This is a genomic window from Streptomyces mabaensis (assembly GCF_053763515.1).
Genome location: NZ_JBSOPZ010000021.1, coordinates 81,896 through 98,824 on the forward strand (window position 1 = coordinate 81,896; position 16,929 = coordinate 98,824).

Annotated in this window: 12 protein-coding genes; 6 read left to right on the top strand and 6 right to left on the bottom strand. The window is 71.0% G+C overall.

The window, feature by feature from the left end:
* Positions 1–140 precede the first annotated feature (140 nt).
* Positions 141–662 carry a hypothetical protein gene (locus ACWV17_RS20170; RefSeq protein ID WP_455360836.1) on the top strand — a complete coding sequence of 174 codons (522 nt, stop codon included), beginning with the start codon at positions 141–143 and terminating at the stop codon, positions 660–662.
* Here ACWV17_RS20170 and ACWV17_RS20175 read toward each other — a convergent pair.
* The 3 genes from ACWV17_RS20175 to ACWV17_RS20185 are packed head-to-tail and all read right to left on the bottom strand — an operon-like array spanning position 659 to position 3,111.
* The gene (locus tag ACWV17_RS20175) at positions 659–1,462 is read right to left on the bottom strand and encodes an enoyl-CoA hydratase/isomerase family protein (protein WP_455360837.1); all 804 of its coding nucleotides are present in this window, start codon (positions 1,460–1,462) and stop codon (positions 659–661) included. The two genes, ACWV17_RS20170 and ACWV17_RS20175, sit on opposite strands and share 4 nt — an antisense overlap.
* Positions 1,463–1,494: 32 nt before the next feature.
* Positions 1,495–1,950, bottom strand: a complete 456-nt coding sequence (locus ACWV17_RS20180) for a Zn-ribbon domain-containing OB-fold protein (protein WP_455360838.1) — start codon at positions 1,948–1,950, stop codon at positions 1,495–1,497.
* A 9-nt stretch (positions 1,951–1,959) separates the two neighbouring features.
* Entirely contained in the window at positions 1,960–3,111 is a 1,152-nt protein-coding gene (locus ACWV17_RS20185) for a lipid-transfer protein (protein WP_455360839.1), read from the bottom strand.
* A gap of 146 nt (positions 3,112–3,257) precedes the next feature.
* Between ACWV17_RS20185 and ACWV17_RS20190 the strand changes: the two genes are divergently transcribed.
* From ACWV17_RS20190 to ACWV17_RS20200, 3 genes are all read left to right on the top strand, one after another.
* On the top strand, positions 3,258–4,904 hold the full coding sequence (locus tag ACWV17_RS20190; protein ID WP_455360868.1) for a FadD3 family acyl-CoA ligase: 1,647 nt from the start codon (positions 3,258–3,260) through the stop codon (positions 4,902–4,904).
* A 56-nt stretch (positions 4,905–4,960) separates the two neighbouring features.
* On the top strand, positions 4,961–5,371 hold the full coding sequence (locus ACWV17_RS20195) for a PPOX class F420-dependent oxidoreductase (protein WP_455360840.1): 411 nt from the start codon (positions 4,961–4,963) through the stop codon (positions 5,369–5,371).
* A 111-nt stretch (positions 5,372–5,482) separates the two neighbouring features.
* On the top strand, positions 5,483–6,136 hold the full coding sequence (locus tag ACWV17_RS20200; RefSeq protein ID WP_455360841.1) for a carboxymuconolactone decarboxylase family protein: 654 nt from the start codon (positions 5,483–5,485) through the stop codon (positions 6,134–6,136).
* Between the two features lie 1,040 nt (positions 6,137–7,176).
* Here the strand turns inward: ACWV17_RS20200 and ACWV17_RS20205 are convergent.
* The 3 genes from ACWV17_RS20205 to ACWV17_RS20215 all read right to left on the bottom strand — a co-directional run bounded on the left by ACWV17_RS20205 (position 7,177) and on the right by ACWV17_RS20215 (position 11,455).
* On the bottom strand, positions 7,177–7,971 hold the full coding sequence (locus ACWV17_RS20205) for a VOC family protein (RefSeq protein ID WP_455360842.1): 795 nt from the start codon (positions 7,969–7,971) through the stop codon (positions 7,177–7,179).
* Between the two features lie 194 nt (positions 7,972–8,165).
* Complete coding sequence (locus ACWV17_RS20210; RefSeq protein ID WP_455360843.1) at positions 8,166–8,333, bottom strand: hypothetical protein; 168 nt, start codon at positions 8,331–8,333, stop codon at positions 8,166–8,168.
* 209 nt (positions 8,334–8,542) lie between these two features.
* On the bottom strand, positions 8,543–11,455 hold the full coding sequence (locus tag ACWV17_RS20215; RefSeq protein WP_455360844.1) for an AfsR/SARP family transcriptional regulator: 2,913 nt from the start codon (positions 11,453–11,455) through the stop codon (positions 8,543–8,545).
* 235 nt (positions 11,456–11,690) lie between these two features.
* Here ACWV17_RS20215 and ACWV17_RS20220 point away from each other — a divergent pair, with 235 nt between their 5' ends.
* Both ACWV17_RS20220 and ACWV17_RS20225 read left to right on the top strand, forming a co-directional pair.
* Positions 11,691–12,929: an amidohydrolase family protein gene (locus ACWV17_RS20220; RefSeq protein ID WP_455360845.1), complete on the top strand. Its 1,239-nt coding sequence runs from the start codon at positions 11,691–11,693 to the stop codon at positions 12,927–12,929.
* Positions 12,930–13,135: 206 nt separating this feature from the next.
* Positions 13,136–16,906: a LamG domain-containing protein gene (locus ACWV17_RS20225; RefSeq protein ID WP_455360846.1), complete on the top strand. Its 3,771-nt coding sequence runs from the start codon at positions 13,136–13,138 to the stop codon at positions 16,904–16,906.
* Positions 16,907–16,929 lie beyond the last annotated feature (23 nt).

Consider the following 16,929-nt stretch of genomic DNA (forward strand, 5'->3'; position numbering starts at 1 on the left):
CTCTCGGTCCCGACGCTACGCCGGGAGGGGGGACGCCGCCACCAGGAAGCACCCCCCCGCCGGCCTCTCCAGGCGCTGCTAGGGTGACGTGTGCCCGTCAAGGGCGTACGCATATCCATGATTTCAACGGGGGTTGAAGCGTGAAGCTTCGTCATGTCCGCGCAGTCGCCGTGCTCGGCATCGCCGTCGTCGCCCTGACCGGAGCCCGCGGCTCCGGCGGTGGCGGCTGCGACAACTCGAGCAGCGGCAGCAGCGGCGGTTCGAGCAGCAGCAGTGGCGGTACGACGAGCGGCGGCAGCGACGACGGCTCGTCGAGCAGCACGTCCGGCGGTTACACCACCGGCGGCTCGACGACCGGCGGCAGCAACAACAGCGCCGTACGGGACATCAAGATCGAGTCCTGCGACTACGACCCGTCCCGCGGCATCGTGGCGCGGATCAGCGCCCGCAACAGCAGCTCGTCGGAGAAGTACACCTACAAGTTCAGCGTGAAGTTCACCGACCCGAGCGGCACGCTGCTGCGCACCAGCGACTCCACGATCCCGTACGTCATGCCGAACACCACTGACACGCTCGACGTCTCCGCCGCGTACGTGCCCAAGGGCAGCGACAGCGGCGGCGGCAAGTGCGAGGTCACCAACGTGACGCGTACGACGGCCTAGCGGACCCGGAACGACGGGCGGCGGGCGGTGAACAGCTCCGCCTGCCGCTCCGCCGGAAGATTCCCGAGCGCGATCAGGTGCGGCGCGTGCGCCAGCGCCTGCGCCCGTGCCGCCTCCCGGGCCGCCCATACGGCGCGCACGGTGCCCTGCACAGCCCCGGGCGGGTACGACGCGATGGTCTCGGCACAGCGCACCGCGGCCGCCAGTTCCTCGCCGGGGCCGGTGAGCTCGGAGACCAGACCGATCTCGTACGCCCGCTGCGCGGACAGCCGCTCGGCCGTCCCCATCAGCGACATCCGGGCCACCTCCCCGAACGGCATCCGCTGGGCCATGTTCATCGCCTCGTACGCGCTGACCATGCCGTACGTCGTGTGCGGGTCGAAGAACGTCGCGTCCCGGGAGGCGACGACGAACTCCGCCTCGCCGAGCAGGTAGAACGCCCCGCCGCACGCCATCCCGCCCACCGCCGCGATCACCGGCTTCCACAGGTCGTTGGCCTTGGGCCCGATCGAGAGCAGCGGATCGTCGATCGAGTACGGGGAGGACGGCTGCGGCACCTCCACCGAGCGGTCGATGCCCGTACAGAAGGCCTTCCCGCCGGCGCCGGTGAGGACGACCGCGCGTACGGAGTCGTCGAAGCGGAACTCCCGCCAGGCGGCGGACAGGGCCTCGGCGGCGGCCAGGTCGAGGGCGTTGTGCTTCTCCGGCCGGTCGAGCGTGACGACCACGACGCCGGTGGCCTTGTCCGGCTCGACCCGGACACCGCCCGGGCTCTTTGCCCCGCTCGCGGTCCCACTCACCGTCCCACTCGCTGCCCCCCTCACCGTCCCGCTCACGGCCGCTCCAGCAGCCAGCGCGGGACGGTGATGCCGGGCGTGACCTGCGAGAAGGCCACGCGTACCGGCGCCCCGATACGCAGCCGCGCCGGATCGACGGAGTTCAGCGGTGCGTCCGGTGCGCTCACCAGGTTGCCGACGAGCCGGATGTGCGGCGCGTCGGCGAGCTCCACGACGACCGCGGTGTACGGAGCCTGCTCGGTGTAGCCGGGCAGCAGCGGCGGGTGCGGCCGTACGTACGACCAGATGCGGCCGCGTCCGCTCATCCTGCGCCACTCGCTCTCAAAGGACTGGCAGTGCGGGCAGCACGGACGGGGCGGGAAGCGCAGCTCGCCGCAGTCCCCGTTCGCGCAGGCCTGGATACGCAGCTCGCCCTGGGCGGCGTACTCCCAGAAGGGCGCGCCGTCCTCGTCGACGACGGGGGTGAGCAGGTCGTGGTCGGTGGTCGTCATCGGTTCGGTTCAACTCCTCAGCAGGATCGCGGAGGTGGGGACGCCCTCGCCCGCGGTGACCAGACAGGTGGCGGCGTCGGGGACCTGGGCGGTGCTGGTGCCGCGCAGTTGCCGGACGCCTTCGGTGATGAGGTTGAAGCCGTGGACGTACGCCTCGGACAGGCCCCCTCCGCCGGTGTTGACCGGCAGCCGCCCGCCGATCTCGAGGGCGCCGCCCTCGGTGAACGCGCCGCCCTCGCCCCTGGCGCAGAAGCCGTAGCCCTCCAGGGAGAGCGGGATGAGCGGCGTGAACGCGTCGTAGATCTGCGCCACGTCCACGTCCTGCGGCCCGAAGTCGGCCTGCTTCCACAGGTGGCGGGCGGCGGTCCAGGCGGGGCCGGTGAGCGGGTCGTCGTTCCAGTAGTTGACCATGCCGTGGTGCTGGGCGGGCAGGCCCTGGGCGGCGGAGTGGACGTACACCGGCTTTTGCCGGCAGTCGCGGGCGCGCTCGGCGGAGACGATCACGCAGGCCAGCGCGCCGTCCGTCTCCAGGCAGTTGTCGAAGAGGCAGAGCGGCTCGCTGATCCAGCGGGAGGTCATGTACATCTCGCGGGTCAGCGGCCGGTCGTACATGATCGCGGCGGGGTTCTGGTTGGCCCGGTTGCGGCAGGCCAGGGCCACGTTGAAGAGGTGGTCGCGGGTCGCCCCGTACTCGTGCATGTAGCGGCGGGCCAGCATGCCGATCTCGTCGGCCGGGCGCAGCAGGCCGAAGGGGCGGGTCCACTGGGCGGGGGTGGGGAGCTGGACGGCGGTGTTCTTCCAGGGGCGGGGGCCGGATCCGCGCTTGCGCGATCGCCAGGCGACGCCGACGCTCGCCTGGCCGGTGGCGATGGCGGAGGCGAGGTGCGCGACGGTCGCGCAGGAGCCGCCGCCGCCGTAGCCGACCTTGGAGAAGAAGGTGACGTCGCCCGCGCCGATGGCTTTGGCGACCTCGACCTCGTCGGTCTCCTCCATGGTGTACGAGGCGAACGCGTCGACCTCGCGGGGCGCGATGCCGGCGTCGTCGAGCGCGGCGAGGACGGCCCGGCACGCCAATGTCTTCTCGGATTCCGGGAGTTGCTTCGCGAAGGTGGTCTGACCTATCCCGGCTATCGCTGTCGCGTCCTTGAGGGTTGCCGCCATCGCCACCTCCGCGGTAGGTCTTCGTGCTGCTGTCTTCGTGACCAGCTGCTGACAGCCGGGAAGGCTACCGCTAATCTGACGGATAGTCAGCTACCGGTGCGGGAGGGCTTGCGATGGCAGGAGACCAGGGTGGCGGTCAGTACCTCATGCGCGGGGACCTGAGGTGGGGCAGCATCCCGCGGCTGGTGCGCTCGGCCGCCGAGCGGTACGCCGGGCGCGAGGCCGTCGTCGAGGGTCGTACCCGGATCACGTACGCGGAACTGGGCGAGCGCGTCGAGCGCGCGGCCGCGGCCTGCATCGCGTCCGGAGTCGAACCCGGCGACCGGGTCGCGGTCTGGGCCCCCAACACCCTGGACTGGATCGTCTCGGCGCTCGGGGCGGTGTCCGCGGGGGCGGTGCTGGTGCCGCTCAACACCCGCTTCAAGGGCACGGAGGCGGCGTACGTCCTCGCCCGCAGCCGCGCGAAGCTGCTCTTCGTCACCGGTACGTTCCTGGGCACGTCGTACGTCGCATCGCTGCGGCGCGCGACGGCGGAGGGGACCGGGGGCGGCCCGCTGCCCGCGCTGCCGCACCTGGAGCAGGTCGTGGTCCTGGCGGACGACGCCCCCGAGAACTTCCGCACCTGGAAGGACTTCCTGGCCGGCGGGGACGGGCTGCCGGCCGCCGTGGTGCGCGAGCGCGCGGACGGGGTCGCGGGCGGGGCCGCGTCCGACCTCGTCTTCACCTCCGGTACGACCGGGCGGCCGAAGGGCGCGGTGATCACGCACGCCCAGACGCTGCGCTGCTACGACGTCTGGAGCGAGCTGGCGGGGCTGCGGGAGGGCGACCGCTACCTGATCGTGAACCCGTTCTTCCACACGTTCGGTTACAAGGCGGGCATCATCGCCTGCCTGATGCGCGGCGCGACGATGGTGCCGCAGCCGGTCTTCAACGTCGACACCGTGCTGGCCAACATCGCGGCCGAACGCATCTCGGTCCTGCCCGGCCCGCCCACGCTCCACCAGTCACTGCTGGACCACCCGGCACGCGGGAAGCACGACCTGTCGGCGCTGCGGCTGGTGGTGACAGGGGCGGCGGTGGTTCCGCTGCAGCTGGTGGAACGGCTGCGCAGCGAGCTGAACATCGCGACGGTGCTGACGGCGTACGGCCTGTCGGAGGCGAGCGGCATCGTCACGATGTGCCGGCGCGGCGACCGCCCCGAGGTCGTCTCGGCGACCTCGGGCCGCGCCATCCCGGACACGGAGGTCCGGGTCGTCGACCCGACGGGCGCCCCGCTGCCGCCGGGGGAGCCGGGGGAGATCCTGGTGCGCGGACACCACGTCATGCGGGGTTATTTCGAGGACCCGCAGGAGACGAAGAAGGCGCTCACGCCTGGGGGCACCTCCCGGACGGAGTCCGGGGGAGGATGGCTGCGCACGGGGGATGTGGGGGTGCTGGACGGGGAGGGCAATCTCCGTATCACCGACCGGATCAAGGACATGTTCATCGTCGGCGGCTTCAATGCCTACCCGGCGGAGATAGAGCAACTGCTCGGCCTGCACCCGGACATCGCGGACGTGGCGGTAATCGGCGTCCCGGACCCGCGGCTGGGCGAGGTGGCCAAGGCGTACGCGGTACGCAGGGCGGACTCGACGCTGACGTCGGACGACCTGATCGCGTGGTCGCGGCGGGAGATGGCGAACTACAAGGTGCCGAGGACGGTGGAGTTCGTACGGGAGCTGCCGCGCAACGCGAGCGGAAAGGTACTGAAGACGGCGCTCAGGGCGCGGCAGGGCTCGCAGCGCCAGGGCTAGTGACGGGGTGCGACGGGGGTCGACCGAGCCGGCGGCCGGAACGTACGCTCGCGATCATGCCGATATCGCTGAGTGCGGACGCACGAAAGATCCTCGACGCACCGAACCCCGCTGTCCTGGGCACGGTCAGCCCCGACGGGAGCCCCCAGACGTCCGTCGTGTGGGTGGGCTGGGACGGGGACGACCTGGTCATCTCGAGCCAGGCCGGCCGCCGGAAGGTCAAGAACGTGGAGCGTGAGCCGAGGGTCAGCCTCACGGTGTACGACCGGAGCGACCCGCTCCAGTACATCGAGGTACGCGGCCGGGCCACGGTCGCCGAGGACACCGGCCGGGAGGTGGCGGTGTCACTGGCCGAACAGTACGAGGGCCCGGGCGCGGGTGCGGAGTACCTGGAGCTGCCACCGGAGGTGGTGCGGGTGGTCATCCGGATCACGGTGGAGCGGGTGGTGGGCAGCGCGGCGGGGTGAGTCCGGCTGTCACATTGCTCCGCTCTGTTCCGTCAGAGTAGTGAGGAGCGGCAGAAGGAAGACGGAAGAAGGAAGAAAGAAGAAGGAAGACGCAGGAGGCAGGAGGTCGTGATGACACGCCTTGAAGGAGTCTCCGCCCGCAAGGCGGGACCATTGGTGCGACTCGTCTACTGGTTCACGCGGCGCGGCATCAAGCAGCTCACCGGGCGCGCACCGGAGCGCATGCTGGAGCCGCTCGAGATGTATGCGCATGCGCCGCGGCTGCTGAGCGGCTATGCCAGGTTCGAGCAGGCCACAGCCAAGCTGCATCGCGTCGACAAGCGCCTCAAGGCGCTGGCCGAACTGAAGGCCGCGACGCTCACGCAGTGTGAGTACTGCATTGACATCGGATCGCAGATCTCGCGCCGGTGGGGCATCACTGACGAGGAACTGCTCGCGCTGCCGTCGTATCGGACCAGCGGGCTCTTCAGTGACCTCGAGATGCTCGTGCTCGACTACGCGGTCGGCATGAGCCGCACGCCGGTCGAGGTGTCCGACGAGCTCTTCGCGCAGCTGCGCGAGCACTTCGACGAGGCCCAGTTGGTGGAGCTGACCCACGTGATCGCGCTGGAGAATCTGCGCGGCCGCTTCAACCTGGCACTGGGCATCGGCGCCGCGGGCTTCAGCGAAGGCATGGTCTGCGCGGTACCGGCAACGGCCGGCAGCGCCGGCCGGGGCGGGCAGCCGGGGGCGGGGGGTTCGGGTGGGGGGCCGCCCGGCCGGTGATGATGGCGGCTCCAGGCCGGGCGTCAAGGGCGCTCCTTCGTCGCGTCGCTGCGCGATGGCCTACGGCCACCCTGGACTCCCGTCCCTCCACCGCTGACTGATGAGTGGGGGGCGGCCCCCGGAGCGGGGCCCCGGGGCTGCTTGTCGGTTGGCCCGGGCCGGCCCCCGGCCGCAGGCCGGTGGGCGGCGACAAGACACGCGGCAGGCCCGGGATGGGCCCGGCCCCGGCTCGGCGGCCGCCGGGTCGTGGGTGGCGCGCCATCGGCCTGGGATGAGTCCGGCCCCGGCTCAGCGGCCGCAGGCCGGTGGGTGATTGCTGCGTGCGGCAGGCCGGGAGGGGTTCGGCCCTGGCTATGCGGTCGTCAGGCCGGTCTGGCCGAGGTGTGGCGACATGAGTCGCCATGCGGGGTCCGCAGTGACCTCAATCGCACCCGATTTGCCAGGGTTTATGGGGGTCATCGCGGCCCCCTCGGCCGCTTGGTGTCGTCTCACCTCGGATTGGGCGTTCTCCCAGAGCAACAGACGGCCGTCGGCCGCTATGCCGGGGCCCGCCGCCCCCGAAGTGGCCGCGTGTCTTGCCCCTACCCACCGGGCTGAGGCCACCGACGAAAGCGCGGCCACTCCCGGGGCTCAGGTGGGGCCCCGCTCCCCGGGGCCGCCCGACAACAAAGTTGCACCAGCGGGACGGGGCGGACGGTCAAGGGGGGCCGAAGGCCATCGCGCAGCGACGCGACCGCAGGGAGCGCCCTTGACGGGACGGTCCGGCCCGCCATACTCACCAACCGGGCGGCCCCGGGATTGGGTGCGGCTCTCGCTCCTGGTCGGTGCGCGCGCCCAGCTCCACCCAGACCGCCTTGCCGACTTGCCGGCGGCGAGTGCGTCGAAGTCGCCGCCAACGTCCCCGGCACCGTCGCCGTGCGGGACTCCAAGGACCCGGAGGGGCCGATGCTGCGCTTCACGCCGGGGCGTGGGGCGCCTTTCGGGCGGTCGTCGCCGACAGGGGCTTCGGCCGCCCGCAGTTCGTGGTCGGGGCCGGGGTGTCAGCTAGTCGGCTCGGGGGTCAGCAGCACGAACTCCGCGCCCGCCGGGTCGGTGCAGACCGCCAGGCGGCCGACGCCTTCCGCGGTCTCCGGGCCCATCGAGACGCCGCCGCCGTTCTCCCGTACGCGCGCGACCGTGGCGTCGCAGTCCGCCGAGCCGAACACCGGGTGCCAGTACGGCCCGGTACCGGAAGCGGCGCCCGCGTCCTCCATGAGGCCCCCGTGCATCCGTTCCTCGGCGCAGCCCGCCGGTGTCAGCAGCGTGTACGTGCCGCCGCCTCCGGGCATCGGCATGTCCTGGGTGGTCCAGCCGAAGACGCTGCCGTAGAAGCTTTGCGCGGCGGCCGAGTCGGTGGTGTAGAGCTCGATCCAGCTCAGGCTGCCCGGGCCGTCGGCCAGCTCGAGGCCCGCGTACTGGTTGGGTTCCCAGATGCCGAACTGCGCGCCCTGCGCGTCGGTGAGCTGGGCGAACCGTCCCTCGTCGCCGGGGACCTCGGCCGGGGCGGTACGGACGGCGCCGCCTGCCTGCTGTACGGCCTTGACGGTGGCGTCCGCGTCGGGGGTGTTGAAGTAGACCATCCAGGCCGGGCGGGCGCCCGGCTCGGTGAGTGGTCCGACCGCGGCGACCACCTTGCCGTCGAGGCGGAAGGCGGTGTAGCCGCCGGTGTCCTGGCCGCCGGCCGGGTCGGTCTGCCAGCCGAAGACGGCGCCGTAGAAGGCCGCCGCGGCGTCCACGTCAGGGGCGCCCAGGTCGATCCAGCAGGGGGAGCCGGGGACGAAGTCGGTCGTGATCATTGCGGTGCGCTCTCCTCCTGGACGGGAGACTGCCGGGACTTCCAGCGTCGCACCCCGTGCGGGCCGTCGCGCGGCGACCCGCACGGCCGCAGACCCGGATGTACGAAGGGCCCCGGCCCCTCGTGGTCCGGACATGCGGCGGCCGCGGTGGCTCCCCCTCCGGGCCACCGCGGCCGCTCCCCGTCGTGCTGGCTCTAGGCGGGCTCGGACCCCGCGTGGTTGTCCGCCGGCTTGAGGACGTCCTCGCCCACGCTGCCGGCGTGGTTGTCCAGCGGCTTGATGGTGTCGTCCTTGCCCGGGGTCCCGGCGTGGTTGTCCTGCGTGGTGATGTCGCCGGTGGTGGGCTTCTTGGCGTCGCTCATCGCTGTCAACTCCCGTTGTGGTGCTGGTTCTGCGGATCGTGGAGCCCGTCCGGCAACTCCCCCGAGGGTTGCCGGACGGGCGTATCAGGGCCGTTCACACTAGCGGTGACGTTCCCCGCCGACCCGCCTGCCCCCCGACGCGGCGGATCGTGGGTATGAGAGTGCCGTCCGGCGATAAACAATCGATGAACGCCACCGCCGCAAGGGCGTCAGGCGGCGGCCAGCGGCGTGAGCAGGCCGCGCACGGTCTCCGCCTCCGACGCTCCCGACTGCTCGTAGATGGCGAGGGCCTCCCGCCAGCATGCCCTCGCCCGGTCGGCCTGGCCGAGCTGGTCCAGGGCCCGGCCCAGGGTGGTGAGCACGTTGCCGCGCATCCACTCGCCGCCGATGCAGCGCAGGGCGAGTGCCTGCTCTGCGTGGAGTGCCGCCTGTGCGGGGCGGCGAGCGGCGAAGTGTGCCTCGGCGATACGGAAGTGGGTCGTCCCCTCCCAGAGACGCTGACGGTTCTCCTGGAAGACACGGAGCGCTTCGGCGAGTTGCTCAAGCGCTTCGGCGTGACGTCCGGCCCGGGTGAGCGCGATGCCGAGAGCGAAGCGCCCGTTGGCGATCCGGAGGGTGAGACCCATCTCGTCGTAGAGGGCGATGCCCTGCTGGGCCAGCTCGACCGCGCTGGAGGTCCGGCCCATGTTCACGTGGATGCGGGAGAGGTTGCACAGGGCGCTGGCCTCGCCGGACCGGTTTCCGTACGCGCGGAAGGCCTCGACCGCCTCGCTCAGGAACTGTTCACCGTCCGCGTGCCGGTTCTGGTAAAAGGCGATGATCCCGCGATCGTTGGGCGCCCAGCTGGCGGGCACCGGGTCGTCGGCCGCCCGCGCGAGCCGCGTCGCGATCCGTGCTTCCTCGTCGGCCTGCTCGAAGCGGCCGGAGACCAGCAGCAGCGTGGTCAGGGCCACGCGCGCTCTCGCTTCGGCGCGCTGGTCCCCCGCCGCGTGAGCGGCGTCGCGCATGGCGACCGCCGTGGTCTCGTACTGACGGGAGTTGGCCCCGGACTCGGCCAGGTCCTTGGCGGCCCACAGCAGGTCTACGGCGCGCCTGAGCATCCCCTCGTCCACGCACTGGCGCACGAACGCCAGCAGGCAGTTGGCCTCGGCGTACAGCCAGTCGACCGCCTCGGCGCCGCAGGTGAACCGCAGGCCCGGGTACTGGGCCGGCTCCCAGTGGTCGACCGTCCGGTCCCCCGGCCGTTCCAGCGCGTACACCCCCGCCGCCGTCGACAGGTAGAAGTCCAGCAGCCGCGACATCGCCGCGTGGCGTTCCGTCGGGGGCTGTTCGTCCCGCTCCGCGCATGCACGCGCGTAGAGGCGGACCAGGTCGTGGTAGCGGTAGCGGCCCGGGGCCGCCGATTCCAGGAGGGACGTGTCGACCAGGGACTCCAGCAGGTCCTCGGTGTCGTGGAGCGGAAGGTCGAGTACGGCGGCCGCGGCGGCCAGGGAGATGTCCGGGCCGTCCGCCAGGCCCAGCAGGCGGAACGCGCGGGCCTGGGCCGGTTCCAGCTGGCCGTAGCCGAGTTCGAAGGTGGCCTTGACCGCGAGGTCGCCGGCCTGGAGCTCGTCCAGGCGGCGGCGCTCGTCGGCGAGCTTCGCGGCGAGGACCGAGACGGTCCAGGTGCGGCGGGCCGCGAGGCGGGAGGCGGCGATACGGATCGCCAGCGGGAGGAAGCCGCAGGCGCCGACGACGTCGAGGGCAGCCTGGCGCTCGGCGTTGACGCGCTCCTCGCCGACGATGCGGGTGAAGAGCTGAAGCGCCTCCTCCGGGCTCATGACGTCGAGGTCGACCAGGTGTGCGCCCGCCAGGTCCACCATGCGGGTCCGGCTGGTGACGAGGGCCGCGCAGCCCGCCGTGCCCGGCAGCAGCGGCCGGACCTGGGCGGCGTCGCGCGCGTTGTCCAGCAGGACCAGGACGCGGCGGCCGTCGAGGACCGAGCGGTAGAGCGCGGCGCGCTCGGCCAGGGTTTCCGGAATGGCGGAGTCCGCGGTGCCGAGGGCGCGCAGGAACGCGCCGAGGACGGTTTCCGGTTCCGCGGCGCGGGCGTCGGTGCCCTGGAGGTCGACGTACAGCTGGCCGTCCGGGAAGTGCGGCCGGGCCGCGTGCGCGACGTGCACGGCGAGGGTGGTCTTGCCGACGCCGCCGATGCCGGCGACCGCCGACACGGCCATGACCTGGCCCTCCGCGGTGGACAGCACCTCGCCGAGCTCGGAGACGAACGCGGCCCGGCCGGTGAAGTCCTGGACCGTGGCGGGGAGCTGGGCGGGCATGACGAGGGCCGGGGCGGCCGCGCTGGGGGCCGGCTCGGCGGGCCGGGCCAGTTCCGCGTCGGCCTGGAGGATGCGCTGCTGGAGGTGGGCGAGCTCGGGCCGCGGGTCCACGCCCAGCTCGTCGGCGAGCAGGCGGCGGGTGTCCGCGTACACGGCGAGGGCCTCAGCCTGCCGCCCGCTGCGGTAGAGGGCGAGCATCAGCAGCTCGCGCAGGCGCTCGCGCAGCGGGTGCGCAGCGGTGAGGGCGGTGAGCTCGGAGACCGCCTCCGCGTGGCAGCCGACCTCCAGGTCCATGTCGAGGCGGTTCTCCAGGAGCTGCAGGCGCCATTCCTCCAGCCGGGTGCGTTCGGTGTCGGCGTACGGGCCGGGCACGCCGGCCAGCGGTTCGCCGTCCCACAGCCCGAGCGCCTTGTCGATCAGTACGCGCGCCTGGCAGCGGTCGCCCGAGGCGCGCGACTTCTCCGCGTCCGCGGCCAGCTCCTGCGCGGCGGACAGGTCGAGGGCGCCGGGGCGCAGGCGTATCGCGTACCCGCCGGACTCGCTGATCAGCACGCCGGGGTCGAGGACCTTGCGGAGCCGGGAGGCGTACGTGCGTACGGCGGCCAGCGCCTGCGACGGCGGCTCGTCGCCCCAGATGGCGTCGATGAGCTCGGAGGCGGTGGCGGTACGGCCGTCGCGCAGCAGCAGCGCGGCCAGCAGCGCCCGCTGCTGAGGGGAGCCGGAGGGCAGGGGTTCGCCGCCCCGCCAGGCCCGGACGGGCCCCAGCACGCCGAAGCGCAGCCCGGCGCCGGGCTGTACTGCGTCCATCGCTTCCCCCTGACTGCACTGAAACCGCCCCGCGTGCCCCGCTGTGCCGCACAGGCCAGTTTGCCTTGTCCATGCCGCATGCGTCAGTACAAAAGTGGCGCTCTGCACAGGGCCTGCGCACCGGTTCACCGGGAGGGCTCATCCACGGATCCGGCATGGATCCGGCACCCATCCGGCGCAGGACCGGGCGTACGACTAGCTGACGGTACGTCAGATCGGCGCTACCGTGGAGCGTATGGAGACCTTCCCGAAGATCATCTCGGTGGACGACCACACGGTTGAGCCCCCTCACGTCTGGCGGGACCGGCTCCCGTCGAAGTACCACGACATCGGCCCGCGCGTCGTCCGCGCCCCACTGAAGGAAATGACCTTCCTGGGCGGCAAGTTCGCGCCGGTCATGGGCGCCAAGGGCGACGACGGGCCGATAGGTGACTGGTGGGTGTACGAGGACCTGCACCGGCCGCTGACCCGGCTCGACACGGCGGTCGGCTACGACCGCGACGAGATCAGGCTGGAGGTCATCACCTACGAACAGATGCGGCCGGGGTCCTTCAGCGTCCCCGACCGGCTGGCCGACATGGACGTGAACCACGTGCAGTCGGCGCTCTGCTTCCCCACCTTCCCGCGCTTCTGCGGGCAGACCTTCACCGAGGCGAAGGACCGCGAGCTCGGGCTGCTCGGCGTACGGGCGTACAACGACTGGATGGTGGAGGAGTGGTGCGGCCCCGAGGCGCGGGGCCGGCTGATCCCGCTGACCCTGATCCCGCTGTGGGACGCGGAACTGGCCGCGGCGGAGGTCAGGAGGAACGCGGCGCGTGGCGTGCGGGCGGTCTGCTTCTCCGAGATCCCGCCGCACCTGGGGCTGCCGTCGATCCACACCGACGCGTGGGACCCGTTCCTGCGGGCCTGCGACGAGACCGGCACGGTCATCGCGATGCACATCGGGTCGTCGAGCAGGATGCCGTCGACGTCGCCGGACGCGCCGCCGGCGGTGGGCTCCACGATCACCTTCGCCAACTGCTGCTTCTCGATGGTCGACTGGCTGATGAGCGGCAAGTTCGAGCGCTTCCCGAACCTGCGGATCATGTACGCGGAGGGCCAGATCGGCTGGATTCCGTACATCCTCGAACGGGCCGACGTGGTGTGGGAGGAGAACCGAGGCTGGGGCGGGGTGGCGGACAAGGTCCACCGGCCGCCGTCCGAGCTGTTCGCGGAGCACGTGTACGGCTGCTTCTTCGACGACGCGTTCGGGCTGAAGAACCTGGACGCGATCGGAGTGGGCAATGTCCTGTACGAGACGGACTATCCGCACTCCGACTCGACCTGGCCCAAGTCCCGGGAGGTCGGCGAGTCCCAGATGGGCCACCTGGACGCGGACGTGGTGGACCGGATCGTGCGCCGCAACGCGATCGGTCTACTGGGCCTGACGCCCGAGGGCCTGTGGGCGGGGCGGGCCGCCGCGGGCCGGGGCTGACGCAGGCCCGCGCTGCGTTCCCGGTCCCGGGCAGGGTGTACGGCACGCGCCCGCGCGCCCCGCCCGGGATGCGGAAACGTTTCTGTCGATCAGGGTGCCTTAGGGCGTTTCGCGGGGGGTGCAGGCTCCTGGCCTGCGGGTCTTCGTGGCGGGAAACTCTTGTTCGAGTCGTCTGGGGGTGTGTACGTTCCTGACGCGATCTTTATGTGGTCGCTGTTTCTGCATGGGTCTGGGGAGGCCCTGGAGGGGTGGGGTGGGCTATGCCTGCGCGTAAACAGCGGCGACTTGGCCGTCTTGTGGGAACGGGGCTGAGTGCTCTGCTGGTGGCGGGGGCTTCGCCTGCCCCGGCGATGGGCGCGACACCTGAGGTGAGATCGGCGCCGGCCTCCGCTGTGGGGCAATCTCCGTCAGCGCTCGCTGCGGCCTCCGGTGAGCCTGTCGAGGTGGTTGCGGAGCGATCTGAGTACACGAAGACGATGGCGAATCCGGACGGCACGTACACCCTGACGCAGTCGACGACTCCGCAGCGGGCGCGGGCCGAGGACGGTTCGTGGCAGAGCATCGATACGACGCTGGAGTGGCGGACGGACGGCACGGTGGGCCCGAAGGCCGCCGTGGTAGACCTGTCCTTCTCCGGGGGTGGTAGCGGCAAGGACATGATTCGGCTGGCCGGCTCCCGCGGCGCGATCGAGCTGGGCTGGCCGGATGCTCTGCCGAAGCCTGTTCTGGACGGGCCGATGGCCACCTACCCGGAGGTCTATACGGGGGTGGACCTGCAGCTGACGGCGACTGCGGAGGGTTTCCGCGAGGTGCTGGTCGTCAAGTCCGCCGAAGCGGCGGCCAATCCGGAGCTGCAGCGGATCAGCCTGTCCGCGCAGGGCGACGGACTGACGATCGTGCCTGGGGCAGGCGGTGGCCTTCGGGCCCTCGATGGTGACGGGAACGCAGTCTTCGCTGGGCCGGCCGGCGTGATGTGGGACTCGGCCGGAGATGCCGGAGTCCAGCCGCAGCTGTTGCGCACCGCCGAGGCCGGTGAGCCGACGGAAGGTATGGACGAGTCGGCGGAGGGTGCGGGGGACCCGACACAGCCCGAGGCCGGTGATGCGACGGCGGTCCTTCCTGTCCAGGTCGCTGACGGTTCGGTGAGCGTCGTCCCGGACCAGGCTCTGCTGCGCGGCAAGGACACGGTCTACCCGGTCTACATCGATCCGCCGATCGGCGTCGGTGCGTCGGAGAAGTCGGTGATCTCCTCGGACGGTGACCGGTGGTGGCAGTTCTCCGGCGACTACGGCGTTGGTCGTTGCTACCGGGTCGGCCCGTGGTACTGCGATGCTGACCACACCAACCGGATGCTGTTCGAGTTCGCGCCCACCAAGCTGACCGGCATGCACGTGCTGGATGCGACATTCCGCGCGTATGAGACGTGGTCGTTCTCCTGCACTCCGCACTGGGTCGACCTGGTGCGCACCAACAACATGTCCGAGGCCACCCGCTGGCCGGGGCCGACCCAGATCGACCTGATGGGCGACCGGGACGTCTCCGCCGGTCGAGGTACCAACTGTTCGCCGGAGCAGCCGGACTCGTGGGTCGAGTTCAACGACAACCCGGCCGAGCCGGACGAGAACCTGACCGCCACGGTGCGCAATTTCGCGGACGGCAAGTTCTCACGGCTGACCTTGATGCTGCGGGCGAAGGACGAGAGCGATCCGGATGCGTGGAAGCGGTTCGACGACAATGCCGAGCTGAAGGTCGTCTATGTTCCCAAGCCGTACCTGCCGAACAACGTCGGCGTGATCCCCGGCTACGGCACGGACCAGTTCTGCGGCAAGACGCCGGCGGAAGCGACGGCGGTCACGCGCACGGACCCGACCATCCAGGGGATGGTGCAGACACAGCAGCAGCCGCAGGGCAACGAGTCCCTGGGGTCGCTGCGGGCCCTGTTTCACACTGAGTACCAGAAGCCTGATGGAACGTGGGCAAAGGCGTTCAGCGTCAACGTGCCCGACCCCGGCTCGGACCCGGACGACACCCTGGAGAAGTTCCGCATCGACGGAGTCGCCGACGGGGCTCTGTACCGGTTCAACGTGCTGACAGAGTCGTACTGGACCTGGGGCACTGCGAACGGGAAGCTGTCGTCGGGCCGATCGGCGTGGTGCTACTTCAAGGTCGACACGCAGGGACCGAAGGCCCCGCAGATCCTGTCCGGTCCGGGCAACGACTACACCAGCAGGTGTTCCGAGGACTGGTCGTGCGTAGCCCAGGGCGGTCCCGGCAAGGCTGGAGTGTTCAATCTCAAGCCGAACGCGGCAGACGCTGATGTGACCGCCTACCAATGGTGGATGCAGGAGGGCAGCGCCACCACGGTGGCGAAGGCGGTGGGGGAGTTCACGACGATCTATCCCAAACCACTGCTTGCGGGTACCCACAGGTTGTTCGTCCGAGCCAAGGATGTGCGTGACCGGTGGGGCGACACCGCGGTGTACCGGTTCAAGGTAGATCCCGGCGCGAAGCCGTCCGGGCAGTGGAAGTTTGCCGAGAACACCGGGACCACTGCGGCGGACAGTGCCACTCAGGGCGCCGTCCGGTACCCCGCCACGCTGAAGCAGCCGCAGCCGGGCACAGCCGGCTGGTCGGACCGGGGACGCCGCGGCGCGAACGATTACTCCCTGGCCCTGAACGAGACGGTCACCGATCCGGCGAAGCAGGTCGGCTACGCCGAAACGGCAGCGCCGGTCGTCGATACCAAGGACTCGTTCACCGTTTCGGCGTGGGTGTATCTCACCGACGGGACGGCGAACCGTGCCGTTCTTTCTGCGCCGGGGGCGAGGGACACCGCCTTCACGCTCTACTATTCGCCGACCAAGAAGACCTGGGCGTTCAACCGCGGCTCGCGGGACGGGGACGACGCGGTAGACATCGTGACGGCAGGGACTCAGCCCGCCGCGCTGCGGGTGTGGACGCATCTGACTGCCGTGTTCGACACCAAGGGCGATGCGCTCAAGACCAACGACACCATCCAGTTGTTCATCAACGGCCGCCCGCAGGGCCCGGGGGTGACCGTGGTGCAGCAATGGCCCGAATACGAGCCGTGGACCGCCACGAGTGGACTGCAGTTCGGTCGAACCAAGATCAAGGGAGTGTTCCAGCAGCCGTTCCGCGGCAGCATCGACGAAGTGGCCGTTTGGCAACGGGCGTTGACGGCCGACGAAGTGCCTGAACAGGCTCAGATGCTGCAGGACGGTGTCGCGGCCACGGAACTGATCGCACACTGGGACCCCACCGTCTCGACGGGCACCGAGGTCAAGCAGCAGGTCACCGGCTATCAGGTGGCGCCGTTGAAGCTGTCCACGTCCGGGGCCGCGCTGGGTGGCGCCGACGAGGGCCTGGTCCTGGACGGCATGGCCGGCTACGCATCGATGACCGGTCCACTTGTCGACGAGACCGGCTCGTTCACCGTCTCGGCCCGCGTGAAGCTGGACAAGGCGAAGCTGGACGCGAAACCGGTCGGATACCGGGGGCAGGTCTTCGGCCAGGCCAGCTCGGTGGGTGCGGAGTCCTCCTGGGCGCTGTGGGTGGAGAAGGTGTCCGCGGACGGCTACTTGTGGCGATTCGGCCGTACCGCGACCGACGGATCCGGAAGCGTTCTGGAGAGCGCCTCGGTGCCTTCCGGGCTTGGGGCCGAGATGGACACCTGGGTGCAGGTAACCGGTGTCTTCAGCCCGTCTGAACCGTTCGGCACCGGTCTCGGCAAGACGCACCTGTACGTCAGTGCCGAAGATCAGCCGTCGGAGGACAAGGCCGGGTTCCAGAGCGCGACGCAGGGAAGCGGCGCACTGGCCGCCGGCCGCGGTCCGGCGGGCGGCACCACCGGGCACTACCTGCCCGGCGGGCTACAGGACCTGAGGGTGTGGGCGGGTGCGATGTCCGCCGATCAGGTCGCAACGATCCTTGAAGGCGGCGTACCGGTCAGCTCGTAGAACTGGCGGCGACCCGGGCCGAG

Coding starts and splice junctions, on each gene's coding strand:
- ACWV17_RS20195 (WP_455360840.1), top strand. CDS start 4,961: ATGCCGATATCGCTGAGTGCGGACGCACGAAAGATCCTCGACGCACCG.
- ACWV17_RS20205 (WP_455360842.1), bottom strand. CDS start 7,971: ATGATCACGACCGACTTCGTCCCCGGCTCCCCCTGCTGGATCGACCTG.
- ACWV17_RS20220 (WP_455360845.1), top strand. CDS start 11,691: ATGGAGACCTTCCCGAAGATCATCTCGGTGGACGACCACACGGTTGAG.
- ACWV17_RS20210 (WP_455360843.1), bottom strand. CDS start 8,333: ATGAGCGACGCCAAGAAGCCCACCACCGGCGACATCACCACGCAGGAC.
- ACWV17_RS20215 (WP_455360844.1), bottom strand. CDS start 11,455: ATGGACGCAGTACAGCCCGGCGCCGGGCTGCGCTTCGGCGTGCTGGGG.
- ACWV17_RS20190 (WP_455360868.1), top strand. CDS start 3,258: ATGCGCGGGGACCTGAGGTGGGGCAGCATCCCGCGGCTGGTGCGCTCG.
- ACWV17_RS20200 (WP_455360841.1), top strand. CDS start 5,483: ATGACACGCCTTGAAGGAGTCTCCGCCCGCAAGGCGGGACCATTGGTG.
- ACWV17_RS20185 (WP_455360839.1), bottom strand. CDS start 3,111: ATGGCGGCAACCCTCAAGGACGCGACAGCGATAGCCGGGATAGGTCAG.
- ACWV17_RS20180 (WP_455360838.1), bottom strand. CDS start 1,950: ATGACGACCACCGACCACGACCTGCTCACCCCCGTCGTCGACGAGGAC.